11 protein-coding genes are annotated in these 13,694 nt (G+C 67.7%); 3 read left to right on the forward strand and 8 right to left on the reverse strand.

Annotated features, from left to right (window positions below; genetic code table 11):
- Nucleotides 1-7: 7 nt before the first annotated feature.
- The 3 genes from ACSVDO_RS19420 (at nt 8) to ACSVDO_RS19430 (ending at nt 3,487) form a co-directional block, all read left to right on the forward strand.
- Nucleotides 8-1,513: an FAD-linked oxidase C-terminal domain-containing protein gene (locus ACSVDO_RS19420; protein ID WP_332548088.1), complete on the forward strand. Its 1,506-nt coding sequence runs from the start codon at nt 8-10 to the stop codon at nt 1,511-1,513.
- 178 nt (nt 1,514-1,691) lie between these two features.
- Complete coding sequence (locus ACSVDO_RS19425; RefSeq protein ID WP_332534735.1) at nt 1,692-2,990, forward strand: NAD(P)/FAD-dependent oxidoreductase; 1,299 nt, start codon at nt 1,692-1,694, stop codon at nt 2,988-2,990.
- A gap of 65 nt (nt 2,991-3,055) precedes the next feature.
- Nucleotides 3,056-3,487 carry a hypothetical protein gene (locus ACSVDO_RS19430; protein WP_489594133.1) on the forward strand — a complete coding sequence of 144 codons (432 nt, stop codon included), beginning with the start codon at nt 3,056-3,058 and terminating at the stop codon, nt 3,485-3,487.
- A 186-nt stretch (nt 3,488-3,673) separates the two neighbouring features.
- Here ACSVDO_RS19430 and ACSVDO_RS19435 read toward each other — a convergent pair whose 3' ends face one another.
- From ACSVDO_RS19435 to ACSVDO_RS19470, 8 genes are all read right to left on the reverse strand, one after another.
- Nucleotides 3,674-4,639 carry a siderophore ABC transporter substrate-binding protein gene (locus tag ACSVDO_RS19435; protein WP_489594134.1) on the reverse strand — a complete coding sequence of 322 codons (966 nt, stop codon included), beginning with the start codon at nt 4,637-4,639 and terminating at the stop codon, nt 3,674-3,676.
- Nucleotides 4,640-4,702: 63 nt separating this feature from the next.
- A complete protein-coding gene (locus ACSVDO_RS19440; protein WP_489594136.1) occupies nt 4,703-6,652 on the reverse strand; it encodes a ligand-gated channel protein in 1,950 nt (649 codons plus the stop codon).
- Between the two features lie 186 nt (nt 6,653-6,838).
- Entirely contained in the window at nt 6,839-8,116 is a 1,278-nt protein-coding gene (locus ACSVDO_RS19445) for a DUF445 domain-containing protein (RefSeq protein ID WP_489594138.1), read from the reverse strand.
- A gap of 69 nt (nt 8,117-8,185) precedes the next feature.
- A complete protein-coding gene (locus tag ACSVDO_RS19450) occupies nt 8,186-9,943 on the reverse strand; it encodes a patatin-like phospholipase family protein (RefSeq protein ID WP_489594140.1) in 1,758 nt (585 codons plus the stop codon).
- Nucleotides 9,940-10,395, reverse strand: coding sequence for a hypothetical protein (locus ACSVDO_RS19455; RefSeq protein WP_489594142.1), 456 nt, complete (start codon nt 10,393-10,395; stop codon nt 9,940-9,942). The genes ACSVDO_RS19450 and ACSVDO_RS19455 overlap by 4 nt, the downstream gene beginning before the upstream one ends.
- Entirely contained in the window at nt 10,392-10,880 is a 489-nt protein-coding gene (locus tag ACSVDO_RS19460; protein ID WP_489594144.1) for a hypothetical protein, read from the reverse strand. The genes ACSVDO_RS19455 and ACSVDO_RS19460 overlap by 4 nt, the downstream gene beginning before the upstream one ends.
- Nucleotides 10,881-11,008: 128 nt before the next feature.
- Nucleotides 11,009-12,766 (reverse strand): patatin-like phospholipase family protein, encoded by a 1,758-nt coding sequence (locus ACSVDO_RS19465; RefSeq protein ID WP_489594146.1) that lies wholly within the window; start codon nt 12,764-12,766, stop codon nt 11,009-11,011.
- A complete protein-coding gene (locus tag ACSVDO_RS19470) occupies nt 12,763-13,644 on the reverse strand; it encodes a hypothetical protein (protein ID WP_489594148.1) in 882 nt (293 codons plus the stop codon). The genes ACSVDO_RS19465 and ACSVDO_RS19470 overlap by 4 nt, the downstream gene beginning before the upstream one ends.
- Between the last annotated feature and the right edge of the window lie 50 nt (nt 13,645-13,694).

Below are 13,694 nucleotides of genomic sequence, written 5' to 3' on the forward strand. Positions count from 1 at the left end.
TCAAGCCATGAACACCGAATCCCCAGCCACCGCCGCGCCCTCGCCTTCCGAGCGCGCGCGCCGCCAGGCCCAGATCGTGCAGGCGCTGGGCGCACATGTGCCCGCGCACGCCCTGCTGTGGCACAGCGAAGACACCACGCCCTACGAATGCGACGGCCTCACGGCCTACCGCCAGCGCCCGCTGGTCGTGTGCCTGCCCGAAACCGAGACCCAGGTGCAGGCCGTGCTCCAGGCCTGCCATGCGCTGCAGGTGCCCGTGGTCGCGCGCGGCGCGGGCACGGGGCTGTCGGGCGGCGCCATGCCGCATGCGCTGGGTGTGGTGCTGTCTCTGGCCAAGTTCAACCGCATTCTCCAGGTCGATGCCTACAGCCGCACCGCGGTCGTGCAGTGCGGCGTGCGCAACCTCGCGATCAGCGAGGCCGCGGCGCCGTTCGGCCTCTACTACGCACCCGATCCCTCAAGCCAGATCGCCTGCACCATAGGCGGCAACGTCGCCGAGAACTCGGGCGGCGTGCACTGCCTCAAGTACGGCCTCACGGTACACAACGTGCTCGAGGTCAAGGGCTTCACCATGGCCGGCGAGCCCATCACCTTTGGCAGCCAGGCGCTGGACACGCCGGGCTACGACCTGCTGGCCGCGGTGATAGGCAGCGAAGGCATGCTGGCCGTGATCACCGAAGTCACGGTGCGGCTGATTCCCAAGCCCCAGCTCGCGCGCTGCATCATGGCCAGCTTCGACGACGTACGCAAGGCCGGCGCGGCGGTGGCGGCAGTGATTGCCGCGGGCATCATTCCGGCCGGGCTGGAAATGATGGACAAGCCCATGACCGCGGCTGTCGAGGACTTCGTCAAGGCCGGCTACGACCTCACGGCCGAAGCCATCCTGCTGTGCGAATCCGACGGCACGCCCGAGGAAGTCGCCGAGGAAATCGGCCGCATGAGCGCCGTGCTGCGCGACGCCGGTGCCACGGCCATCACCGTGAGCGAGAACGAGGCCGAGCGCCTGCGCTTCTGGAGCGGGCGCAAGAACGCGTTTCCCGCGAGCGGACGCATCAGCCCCGACTACATGTGCATGGACTCGACCATTCCGCGCAAGCGCCTGGCCGACATCCTGCTGGCCATCCAGGCGATGGAGCAGAAGTACCAGCTGCGCTGCGCCAACGTGTTTCACGCCGGCGACGGCAACCTGCACCCGTTGATCATGTTCGATGCCAACGATGCCGACCAGCTGCACCGCTGCGAGCTGTTCGGCGCCGACATCCTCGAGACCAGCGTCGCCATGGGCGGCACGGTGACGGGCGAGCATGGCGTGGGCGTGGAAAAACTCAACTCCATGTGCACCCAGTTCAGCGCCGAGGAAAACGCGCAGATGTTCGCGCTCAAGGCGGCGTTCGACCCGCAGGGCCTGCTCAATCCGGGCAAGGTGATTCCCACGCTGCACCGCTGCGCCGAATACGGCAAGATGCTGGTGCGCGGCGGGCAGATCAGCCACCCCGACCTGCCGCGGTTCTAAGTCGGAAATTGCGGAAAACCTAGGGTTTACCCTTGAATTGCCGCAGGGCAATCAAGGGCTGCACCCTGCCTCGACGCGACTCGGATTATCTTCAGGGGATTGGGGGACGGCGACCTGCTTGGGCCAGCCGCCTCTCTGCCAGCCCGCACCCTGCGGGCGGCCACCAAGGAAAACATCCATGACCCATCGCATCGTGATCGTCGGCGGCGGCGCCGGCGGACTGGAACTGGCCACGCGGCTGGGCCAGCGCCTGGGCAAGCGCCGTCAGGCGGAAGTCATACTCGTCGACAGCCACCTCACCCACATGTGGAAGCCGCTGCTGCACGAAGTCGCCGCGGGCTCGCTGAGCCTGTCGGACAACCAGTTCAACTACATTGCCCAGGCCAAGTGGAAGCATTTCCAGTTCCAGATGGGCCGCATGTGCGGTCTCGACCGCCAGGCCAAGACCATAGAACTCGCGCCGCTGCTGCAGGACGATGGCAGCGAAGCCGCGCCGGCGCGCACCCTGGCCTATGACACCCTGGTCATGGCCATAGGCAGCGTGACCAACGATTTCCACACGCCGGGCGCGGCCGAGCATTGCATCTTTCTCGATGCGCCCGACCAGGCCGAACGCTTTCACCGCCTGCTGCTGGCCAAGTACCTCGCGGCCCACGCGGGCCACGACAAGCAGGCGCAGCTGCGCATTGCCATCGTGGGCGCGGGCGCCACGGGCGTGGAGCTGGCCGCCGAACTGCGCAGCGCCGCGCAGCAGCTGTCCGACTACGGCCTGGGCAATATCGCGCCCGAGAACCTGCACATCACCGTGCTCGACGCCGGCAAGCGCGTGCTGCCGGCGCTGCCCGAACGCATCGGCCGCGACGCCCATCAGACGCTGGAAAAGCTCGGCGTGCAGGTGATCACCGAAGCCGCCGTGAGCCGCGTCACCGCCGAGCAGCTGGAAACCGCCGACGGCCGGGTGATTCCGGCCAGCATCAAGGTCTGGGCCGCGGGCATCAAGGCGCCCGATTTCCTGCAGAACCTCGACGGCCTGGAAAGCAACCGCATCAACCAGCTGGTGGTGCGCACCACGCTGCAGACCACGCTGGACGATGACATCTTCGTGCTCGGCGACTGCGCGGCCTGCCCCATGGACGACGGCAGCGGCAAGAACGTTCCGCCGCGCGCCCAGGCGGCCCACCAGCAGGCCTCGCTGCTCGCTGAGTCGCTGCCCAAGCGCCTGCAGGGCCAGCCCCTGCCCGAGTACCGCTACCGCGACTACGGCTCGCTGGTCTCGCTGTCGCACTTCTCGGCCGTGGGCAACCTGATGGGCAACCTGATGGGCACGGTCAAGGTCGAAGGCTGGCTGGCGCGCATGTTCTACATCTCGCTGTACCGCATGCACCAGGTCGCGCTGTGCGGCGTGTTCCGCACGGCCTTGCTGATGCTCAGCGACCGCATAGGCCGGCGCACAGATCCGCGGCTGAAACTGCACTGATCGCGCAGGCGTTTGGTTTCGCGCACAATCGGCGGCATTTTCGTTTCGCCGATTCTCTGCCCGCCATGACCGCTGCTGACTACGCCCTCCTTCTCCAATCCGGCAACGACCTCGTTGCCCAGGCCCAGGCCGTGGCCACGCAGGACTTCACGCAGGCGCGTGCGCTGTGGCAGCAGGCCGGCGCGTTCTTCGCCAAGGCCCACCAGGCCGATCCCGAGCAGCACGCCGCAGCGCTGCGCCTGGCCCAGGCCTGGATGGCCGAAGCGCATGCGCTGCAAAAGGAAGGCTCGGCCAACGCCGCCGTGATGTGGACCAATGCCGCGGCCCAGTGCGAGCGCGCCTTCGATCTCCAGCCCGACCATGCGCCCACGGCCATGATGGCGGCCAGCTGCCATGCGTGGGCCAAGAATGAAGAAGCCGCTCAGGCCTGGGCGCAGCTGGCCAAGCATTTGCAGCAGCTGGATCTGGACGAGGCGCAGTCGGATCAGGCCTCTTGAGCTTGGAGGACTGGCATGACGCAGGTCCGACGCTGTCGGGCAGGCCGTTCATCCTTCGACCTGGCTCAGGACGAACGGTGATCGATATCTGCGTTCTGACTTTTCCACACCGTTCGCCCTGAGCCTGCCTGGCCGGCCGCGTCGAAGGGCGTTTCAGGGCACGATCTTCTTGCGCACCCGCCGCTTTCACCTGCCGGCCAAAGCCGCCTTGATCTGCGCCACGTTGTGCAGCATGGCCGTAGGCCCGGCGCTGCCCAGCAGGTACCAGCCCTTGGGGTCGAGAAACACCACGCGGCCGTTCTTGCCGGCCTGCGTTCCCTGGATCTGGGCGTTGTCGAACAGCTGCCGGGACGGCACGACGGGCTTGCCTTCCTTGTCGGTCTGCGTGCCCGTGGCGGCATTGCGGTCTATCACATAGAGCCAGGCGGGGTCCAGCCTGGCGATGTCGTCCATCTTCAGCGGCACGCCGCGCGGCTTGGATGCGTCGGCCGCGAGCAGCGGCTTGATGCCCAGCACGTCGTGCAGCAGGCCGAAGCGCGCTCCCGGAGGCTGGGCGCTCATGTTGGTGTTCACCGCCAGCACCAGCAGGCCGGGTTCGGCCTGGGCGGCGACGGCCTTGAGGGCCTCGACTTCGGCGCGCACCTTGGCCATCAGCTGCCGGCCCTGGGCCTGCTTGCCGTACAGGCTGGCCAGCGTGTCGACATTGCGCTGCATGTCGCCCAGCAGGTTCTTGCCGTCGACGCTCAGATCCAGCGTGGGCGCGATCTTCGACAGCACGTCGTACTTGGCAGCCGAGCGGCCGGCAACGACGATCAGGTCGGGCCGGATGCGGCTCAGCGCCTCGAAGTCGGGAATGAACAGCGAGCCCGCGGCCTGGTACCTGGCGTCGGCGTACGACTTCAGGTAGTCGGGGTACTCGGCCTTGGCGACGCCGGCCACGGGCAGTTGCAGCGAATGCATCACATCGAGCGCGGCCAGATCGTAGACCACGACCCGCTGCGGCTTGAGCGGCACCGTGGCCTGGCCCTTGGCGTGCTGCACGGTGATCTGGGCGGGCTGGGCTGGCGCGGCGGCGCCGACGGCGCCCGAAATGCCCCAGGCGGCGGCGGTCAGGGCGATGGCGATGTGGCGGCGCGAAGTCATGAAGTTCATGGGTGTCTCATCCTGCAGTGAAATGGAGGAGCCGCGAGGCGGCTCGGGGGGACTCAGGGGGGCTCAGAACTTGACGTTCATGCCCAGCCAGTAGCGGCGGCCGTCAAGCACGGAGTCGTAGTTCACGCCGTCGTACAGCACTTCCTTGTCGAGCAGGTTGTAGATGCCCGCGTACAGCGTCACGGTCTTGCTGTACTTGTACGAGCCGCCCAGGTCCAGCATCGCGTAGCTCTTCTGGTTGAACGTTCCCGACGAGGCCGCGCCCGAGCTGTCGCTTTCCTTGCCGCGGTAGGACACCTTGGTCCAGCCATTGATCTGGCCCGTGGGGTTCCAGTCCAGCGACACGTTGAGCAGGTGGCGCGGCAGCTGGTTCAGCGGCTTGCCCGCGAACTCACCGCTCTTCTGTTCGGAAGTGGTGAAGGTATAGCTCGATGTCAGGCCCAGGTTCTGCGTCAGCTGCATGCCCAGCGTGGCTTCGATGCCGCGCGTGATCGCCTTGTCGACGTTGACGTTGGTGGTCGGCACGCGTCCCGAGGAGTTGAGCGGACCGCATGTGGGGCAGGCAATGCGCGTGATCTTGTCCTTGAAATCGTTGTCGAACAGCGTCAGGCCGGCCGTCGTGCCGTTGCCGGCATCAAACAGCAGGCCGATTTCCTTGGTCAGCGACGTCTCGGGCTTGAGATCGGGATTGCCGTAGATGTTGCCGCCGCGGCTTGACTGGCCCCAGTCGCCCAGCGTCTGGCGCAGCGACGGCGCGCGAAAGCCCGAGGACACGCCGCCCTTGACGGTCCAGCGCGGATCGACGGTCCAGACGCCGTACAGGCGCGGGCTCACATGGCCGCCGGCCTGGCTGTCGTGGTCGTAGCGCAGGCCGCCGGTCAGCGCGAAGTCGTCGCGCAGGCGCCATTCGTTTTCGGCAAACACCGCGTACTGGCTGCGATCGGCCGTGCTGCGGCTCGATCCCGGCAAGGTGTTGGTCGTTGTGTCCTTGAGGTCCTGCTCGCTGTAGTAGACGCCCGTGGTCAGCAGGTTGCGCTGGCCCAGCGGCAGGGTCCAGCTGCTGTTGAACACCGTGTTCTTGATCGTCATGTCGCGCGCGATGTTGCGCGTTTCTTCCTGCTGCACATAGGTGTCCGAAGTGGCCCAGCCCCAGCGGCCCTTGTGCTGCAGCGAGTAGCTTTCGCGCTCGAACCTGCGGTCGCTCAGCGCTTCCGAATCGAGCAGCGTCATGCCTGGCGTCGAGGTGAAATGCTGCTTGGCCGTGCCCAGCTCGAGGATCACGTCGTGGTCCTTGTTGGGTGTCAGCGCGAGCTTGACGTTGATTGCGCGGTTGTCGTAGTCGTTGTAGCCCTGGTAGATCCGGTCTTCCTCGCGCTGGGTGTAGTTGCCGTAGATGCTCAGGCCCAGCAGGTCCTCCTTGATCGGGCCCGACAGGTAGAAATTGCTCTGGTAGGCATTGCCCGAAGTCGAGCGCTCCTGCAGCGTCGCGTCGGCGCGCAGCGAGCCATGCCACTCCTTGGCCACCTTGCGCGTGATCACGTTGATCACGCCGCCCATCGCGTCCGAGCCGTAGAGCGAGGACATGGGGCCGCGCACCACTTCGATGCGCTCTATGGCTTCAAGCGGCGGAATCCAGCTCTGGTCGGTGCCGGTGCTGCCGTTGGTCTGGGTCTCGCGCGAATTCGTGCGCTTGCCGTCGACCAGGATCAGCGTGTAGTTCGCGCCCATGCCGCGCAGCGCGATGTCGTTGGAGTTGTTGTCCGAGGGCGTGAGAATCACGCCGGGCACGTCGCGCAGCGCGTCATGCAGGTTGGTATAGGCCTTCTTTTCGAGTTCCTCGCGCGTGACCACGGAGATAGACGCCGGTGCTTCCTTGATCAGCTGCTCGTAGCCCGAAGCCGTCACCACCACGGTATCCATTGCCTTGGTCTCTTGTGCGGCTGCAATGCCGGCAAAGCCCGTGGCCATGATGGCCGCGGCGACGGTGGGAAACGGGATACGAAGCAAATACATGTCAGGTCCGGTAAATAAGAAATGAAAAGCCCGATTCCGATATGAGAATCAGTCGCATTATTATTTACTGAAACGTTACAAACCTGACATAACCCGCGCAGTCCCTTTCAATGGGTTGACAGGACGGTATTCATGTGCGCAATTGGTAAGTACCCTGACGATTGCGTGAACTGCGTCCCCGCCGGCTCAAAGCGCCGCCCACCATTGCGGCAACTGGGCCAGCACGAACAGCAGCAGGCCGATCGCGCCGCCCACCAGCGTGCCGTTGATGCGGATGAACTGCAGATCCTTGCCTATGTGCAGCTCGACCAGATGCGACAGCTCGGCAGCATCCCAGCGCTTGACGGTGTCGCTGATGTGCTCGGCGAGGAACTGCGCGACATCGGGAGCGAGCGTCGCCGCCCAGCGCTCCAGGCGCGCATTCATCGACTGGCGCAGCGCCGGGTCGGCGGCCAGCGACTGTCCCAGCCAGCGCCCCATGGCCGCGGCCTTGCGCGCGATGTGCGAATGCTCGTCGGCCAGATCGGCCTGCAGGCGCTGGCGCAGCTGGGTCCACAGCGCCTGCAGATAGCCGGCCAGCTTCTCGTCGTGCAGCAGGTAGTGGCGCAGCTGCTCGGCGCGCTCGGCGAAGTCCGGGTCGGTCTGCAGCCGCTCTATGAGCCGCACCACGGCCGCGTCCAGCGCCTCGCGCACGCGGTGTTCGGGGTTGTGGGCTATGTCGTCAAACAGGCTTTCAAGCGCCTGCGCAATCAGCTCGGCGCCCTTGTCGCCCAGCCAGTCGCTGGGCAGCATCTTTTCCTTGAGCGGATGCTCGCGCTTGAGCCACTCGACAATGCTTGCGGCAATGAATTCACGCGTGTTCGCGGTCTGCATGATGGCGGCAATGCGCGCCAGCACATCGTCGAGCAGCACCTGATGGCGCCCGCCCTGGGTCAGCGCCGTCAGCAGCGAGGCCGCGGCGCGCGACAGATCGACCTGGGACAGCACGGCGCGCAGCGACTGCGTGAGAAAGCGCTGCACCTGGCGGTCCTGCACGAGTTCCAGCGCGGCCAGCGCCAGCCGCGCGACCTGGCGGCCCAGCATGGCGCTGTGCGCCGGCGCCGTGAGCCAGCTGGCCAGCCACTGCGCGGGGTCATGCTTGCGTATCAGCGCCAGCAGCGAGGCCGGGTCGAGAAAGCGGTCGCGCACGAAATGCGCGAGGTTGTCGCCAATGCGGTCCTTGTTGCGCGGAATGATGGCCGTGTGCCGGCCCACCCAGGGCAGCGGAATGCGCCGGAACAGCGCCGTGACCGCAAACCAGTCGGCCAGCGCCCCGACCATTGCCGCTTCGGCCACGGCCTGCACGCAGCGCACCCAGAGACTGGGCGCCATGAAACTGGTCGCGGCAAACACCAGTGCGACCGCGATCAGCAGGCCCAGTGCCTGCCGTTTCGCGCGTTTCAATGCCAGGGTCTGTTCTTGCATGCTCGGCGGCTCCCGTGAGGATGGCATGCAACACTAACACGCGCCGGCGATCGCGCCGCCGCGGCCGGACTAGGCTTGGGCCGCGCCGGCGGCCGGCAACTGCACGCGTATCGCGTCGCACATCGCGGCGTGCAGCGGATCGGCGTCTTCGCCATGCCGCTGCAGAAATCCGCGCTGCTCATCGACCGACAGCAGGCGCACGGCCGCGTCCACGTCCGTCACCAGGTCATGCTGCGCCTGGCCCATGGTCGTGTCCATGTACTCCAGCGTATTGAGCATGGACTGGGTTTGCGCCTGCTCCACCTGCTCCTTGCTCGCATTGAACGAGAACGTTCCCAGCTTGCCGTGGAACACCGGCAGCACGTTGCTGCCCGAGAAGTGGATCTTCTCCGCGTCCAGGCGGTCGTTGGTCCAGCGGCTCATCAGCCCGCCCGAGGCGTTCTTGCGCTCGGCCGGACTGCCATGCAAAAGGGAGTAGGCCGCTCCGCCCTCGTCATAGGTCATGAGCAGCGTCCTGGCCATGGCATCGTCCATGTCCTTGCCGTGCAAACCGTCGAGGATGGCTTCCGAAGGCATGTTGCTGCCCACGCCGCCATCGACGAAATTCTGCGTCTGACCCGCGACGTCCATCTTCACCGGCTTGAAGAAAACGGGAATGCTCATGGAGACGCGCCCGGCCAGCGCCACCGGCATGTCGGGGTGGCTGGTGGCGGAAAAATAGGTGGTCTCCTTCTTGTCCGTGTTGTAGCCCGTCAGCACCAGCTCCTTGAACCGGGCGGGCGCGAGCTGGTGCAGCAGCTGCAGATCGCGGAACGTGATCATCTGTGCGGTGCGCGGGGATCTCTCCAGGTCCTGATCGCGCAGGCTGACCAGGCGCGCGCGGTCCGCAGCGCCCAGGCTGTTCCAGGCCTCGCCGTCGTCCCAATGGTCGCGCAGATAGCTGCGCACCGCGCCGGCCGAGGCCCGGTCCAGCGTCTCCAGCGCCTTGCCCGCGCCAAAACCGATCAGCCCCAGTTTCACTTCGGGATAGCGGTTCTTGAAGCCGCCAGGCGAACTCAGCAGCGACAGCATGCCGGTGTCATTCGAAAGCCGCTGAAATGCCTGGGCCGACATGCCGCTCGCCAGGCATACCGCCGTCAGCGCCCCGGCGGAAGTGCCCACCACTTTCTTCAAATCCGACAGCTTGCCCAGGTTCTCCAGCGCGCGCAGCGCGGGAGGATTGCCAATGCCCTTGGCGCCGCCGCCGCGCAGCACAAGATGCTCTAGCGGCGGTGCCGCCCGCATCACGACAAGGCGTTCCACCTTGGGCAAATGGGGCCCGGCAGGGTTTTGCACCCAGACCGCACGCACTTCGGGTGCTGTCATTTTCCCGCGCTCCAGGCCGCGCGCGACCTGAAGATGCCGGTCCACCAACAGTCGCGCCTTGCGCGACGCTTTCTGGAACGTATGCAGCTTCACATCCCGGTCGGACCGCCGCTCGCTTTCATCGACCACCGGGTTCATGCATTCGACCAGCACGTCATTGACCATGGCCGCGGCGCGCGCGGCAAACGCCTGCCGGCTCGCTGCGGGCAGCGTCGCCGATGCCGCCTCCATGGCGGTCTGGAGTTCGGCGCGCAGCCCTTGAACGTGCGCGTAGATCGCCTGGGACGTGAGCCGCGACGGCGTCAGCGCGGGCGCGGTGGACGACGCCGTCAGCCACCGGCCCGCGAACAAGGCGATGACGGCATTCCAGGCGGACTGCAGTGCATTGCGCGGCGGCGCCGGCGTGTGGCGCGAAAGATCGGGCATGCCGCCGCCCGCCGGGAGATGGCTTGGAATGCTCATGTCGCGGCCCATTCCCATTCGAGCTCATCGTCATGCATGGCGATGGCGCGCACGGCGGCGCGAATCCTGCGCGCCTGGGCCGCGGTGTACTCGAGGCAGGAGAGAAATCCGGCGGAATCGGCGGCCTCATCGGCCGGCCAGCGCGCCATCACCACGATCAGATCGCCGTAATCGAGCGTGCAAAGGAACTGCCGGCCGCCGAGCGCTGCGCCATTGATCTGCAGCAGCGTGCTGATCAGGCTGCGGCGCAGCGGCCCATGGATGGCGACGGCGTCGTAGGCGCTGGCCTCGATGACCCAATGCCGGTTGTCGGGATGCAGCGTCACGCGCAGCGGCAGGCCGTCGTCGAGCAGCAGCTCCAGCGGCTGCACGCTGGTGCGCGCGCGCTGGGGATCGAGCAAATGCATCTGCGCGCTGAATGCCGACGCCAGGGCGGTGGAGGAATCGTTCATGCCTTGATCCAGGATGGAGGTTCGGTGGCCGGCGATGCGGCCGTATCCACGGCGGCCGTATCCACGGCGGCCGCGCGCGACGCAAACCCTTCGAGCTGTTCCATCAGCGCGGCCAGCCGGCCCTCGATCGCATCCGCACCGGCGAGCGCCGCGGCCTGTTGCGGCGTCCCGGGAAAATCGCAGTCCACAAGAGTGATGCAGCCTTCGGTCTCCAGCGCCCCCACTTGCTGGGCCGTCCAGCGGCTGGCGTGCGCCGCGCGCAGCAGCGCTTCCTGGCACCGGGCCTGGCGGTCCTCGCTGAGCCTGTCTATGGTCTGATCGACGCCCAGCTGCCAGCGCTGCTGCAGCGGCGCGAAACGCAGCTGTACACAACGGACATCGTCCACCACGCAGCGCAGCATGCCTCCGGCGGCGAGTGCGTCAGGCACCTTGCCGCAACGGAACAACTCCCATAGCTGCGCCGAAATATGAGTCAGATCGTTCATGGAGCCCTTGTCGGCCGGCGGCCGTTTCGTCGCGCGCGAACGCACGCGGCTACCCCATACGTCACACGCTGCGTGCCGAAGTTCCATGTTCACCCGCCGCGGCCAGGGCGCGCGTCCGCGAGCGCACTTCAGATGGCCGCATCCCTGCGCCCCCAGGCCAGCGCCGCGGCACGCTCCGATGCGCCGGCCGCCGGCGCGAGACAGGCGCGCTGCTGGAGGATGGCTGCGCTCAGCTGCGCGTTCAGCGGTGTGGCGTCGCCCGCGTGGCGCAGCAGAAAAAGATCCTGCTCCTGCGGCGACAGCAGCGCCGCAGCGGCCTGCACATCGTTCACGAGGTCATGGCGGAAGTTGTGCCGGTTCTGCGCAATGAACACCAGCGCCTGCTCCAGTGACTCGGTCTTGGCGCGCGCCACGCGCTCGGCGCCCGCCTCAAAGGAGGCAATGCCCAGATCGCCATGCGCGACGGGCATCACATGCAGGCCCGCCGCGTACAGCTTGCCCCGGTCGGCATGCACGGCCTCGGGGAAGTGCGGATTGCCCGACAGCCAGGTCACGACCGGACTCACCGCCGGCAGGTACCGGCCCGGCGGGCCGTGCATCACGGCCTGGGTGCGGCCCTGGTCGACAAACGCCATCACCAGCGTTCGCGACTGCGCTTCCTGCAGCGCCTGGCCCTCGATCCCGCCAAGAACCGCCTCCGTGGGCAGGTTGCTGCCCACGCCGCCGTCCGCCCAGCGCTGGATCCGGTCCTGCTGTACCACTTTCACATCGGCGAACAGCACGGGAAGGCCTATCGAAATGCGCCCGGCCAGTGCCAGCGGCATGTCGGGATGGGTCTGCGCGCAGAAGTAGGCCAGGCGCTTCTCGGACTGGTTCCAACCGGTCACCGTCAACGCCTTGAACCTGGCCGGAGCCAGCTGGTGCAGCAGCTGCAGATCGCCAAAGGTCAGCATCTGATCGGTGCGCGGCGCCGTGAAGTCGGGCCGGCGAAGCAGTTCCAGGCGCTGCTGCTGCGCAGCCGTGAAGTGCGTCCATTGCGGCAGGCGCGTGACCTGCGCCCAATGGCCGTCGAGGTAGCGCGCCGCGGATAGGGCCGTCATCCTGTCCAGCGTCTGCACGGCCGCGCCCGCATCGAAGCCCAGGGCACCGAGCTTCACGCCGGGGTAATTGCGCGCGAAGTCCGGCGGCGTGGTCAGCAGCGAAAGCGGGTCGGTGCCGTTGAGCTGCTGCTGGAGCTCCTTGGGCGACACGCCGGCGGCGAGCAAGATCGCGGTCAGCGCCCCGGCCGAGCTGCCGGCCACCTGCCTGAGTTGCGACAGCAGGCCCAGGTTCTGCAGTGCGCGCAGCGCGGGCGCATTCGCCATGCCGCGTACGCCGCCGCCGCCCAGCACGAGGCTCTCGATCGCCGGCGCCGCGCGCAGCAGCAGGATCTGGCCCGATGCCAGCAGCTGCGCATGGGGTGCGGGGTCCCGCATGGGTTGCATCGACAGCTCCACCTGCCGGTGTCGCTCCACCCATTGCCTGGCGCGGTCCGCCGCGGCGCGAAACAGCTCCCAGTCCACGGTGTGCGCGCGGCTGCGTATCATCGCGCTGTGCACCGGATACATGCTGTCGGCGATCACGTCGTTCACCATGGCCGCGGCGCGCGCCGCGAACGCCTGGCGCCACTGCGGCGCGACCTGCTGGCTGGCCACGTTCATTGCTGCGACCAGCGACGCCTGCAGCGCCTCCTGCTGGTTGATGAGCTGCGCCGTGGTCAGCAGGCGCGGCGCGGGCGACGGTGCGAACAGCGCGCGCAGCCCGCGCCATGGGCCGGCCGCGCCGCCGGTGCGCGGCACGGGCCGCAGCGCCGCGGCCGACGCGCCCGCAGGCACGACCGGATTCATGGCAGCCTTCCCCCTTCGTCGTGCATCGCAATGGCCGCGACCGCGGCGCGAATGCGCTGCGCCTGGCGCGTGCTGTAGTCGAGCCAATCGAGCAACGGCATCTGTGCCGCCCAGTCCAGGTGCCAGCGGCTGATCACCACCACGCGATCGCAGCCGTCGAGGCTGCAGACCAGCAGCCTGCCGTTCAGCACCGCGCCGTTGACCAGCAGCAGCGCGGCCACCATGCTGCGCCGCAGCGGCCCGGCCAGCACCGACGCATCGCCGACAAAAGCTTCGAACACCCAGTGGTGGCTGCAGGGGTGCAAGGAAATGCGCACCGGCAGTTGCGGCTCCAGCAGCAGCTCCTGCGCCGCAACGCTGCGCGGCGCGCGCGACGCGTCCAGCGCCTGCATGCGCGCACGGAACGCCTGCGCGCAGCCGCAGTCGGGCCGGGGCGCTGCGCAGCGCTCCAGGAGCGCGCCAGGGGCCATGTCATCGCCTTCGGCCAGCGCATCGAGCTGGCCCAGCAGCGCCTGCAGCTGCTGCTCCACGGCCGCCGCCGTCAGCTGCGCGGGCGCGGCACAAAAGTCGCAGTCGACCAGTTGCAGGCCCTGGCCATCGCCCAGCGCGGTCTGCTGCAGTCCCCAGCGGCTTGCGTGGCCCACGCGCAGCAGCGCTTCCTCGCTCCGCGCCCGCCGCGCTGCGTCCCAAATGCCGCTCGCACAGCCCACGCCCAGCAGCCAGCGCTGCTGCTGCGCCTGGAAGTGCAGGTCCACCCAGCGTCCGCGGCCGAGCGCGCAGCGCAGCGCTGCGCCCGTGTCCGGGTCGGGTGCGACGGCTGCGCCCTGGTTCTGCAGCAGGCGGCACAGCGCCGGGGCAAGTTCGGCAAGATCATTCATGGCTAGCCTGAATGCTCGCTCTGCGACGCGGCGCGCGCCGTTCGCCGACC

The organism is Comamonas sp. DB36, assembly GCF_057914905.1.

Coding starts and splice junctions, on each gene's coding strand:
- ACSVDO_RS19420 (WP_332548088.1), top strand. CDS start 8: ATGAACACCGAATCCCCAGCCACCGCCGCGCCCTCGCCTTCCGAGCGC.
- ACSVDO_RS19425 (WP_332534735.1), top strand. CDS start 1,692: ATGACCCATCGCATCGTGATCGTCGGCGGCGGCGCCGGCGGACTGGAA.
- ACSVDO_RS19430 (WP_489594133.1), top strand. CDS start 3,056: ATGACCGCTGCTGACTACGCCCTCCTTCTCCAATCCGGCAACGACCTC.
- ACSVDO_RS19435 (WP_489594134.1), bottom strand. CDS start 4,639: ATGAACTTCATGACTTCGCGCCGCCACATCGCCATCGCCCTGACCGCC.
- ACSVDO_RS19440 (WP_489594136.1), bottom strand. CDS start 6,652: ATGTATTTGCTTCGTATCCCGTTTCCCACCGTCGCCGCGGCCATCATG.
- ACSVDO_RS19445 (WP_489594138.1), bottom strand. CDS start 8,116: ATGCAAGAACAGACCCTGGCATTGAAACGCGCGAAACGGCAGGCACTG.
- ACSVDO_RS19450 (WP_489594140.1), bottom strand. CDS start 9,943: ATGAGCATTCCAAGCCATCTCCCGGCGGGCGGCGGCATGCCCGATCTT.
- ACSVDO_RS19455 (WP_489594142.1), bottom strand. CDS start 10,395: ATGAACGATTCCTCCACCGCCCTGGCGTCGGCATTCAGCGCGCAGATG.
- ACSVDO_RS19460 (WP_489594144.1), bottom strand. CDS start 10,880: ATGAACGATCTGACTCATATTTCGGCGCAGCTATGGGAGTTGTTCCGT.
- ACSVDO_RS19465 (WP_489594146.1), bottom strand. CDS start 12,766: ATGAATCCGGTCGTGCCTGCGGGCGCGTCGGCCGCGGCGCTGCGGCCC.
- ACSVDO_RS19470 (WP_489594148.1), bottom strand. CDS start 13,644: ATGAATGATCTTGCCGAACTTGCCCCGGCGCTGTGCCGCCTGCTGCAG.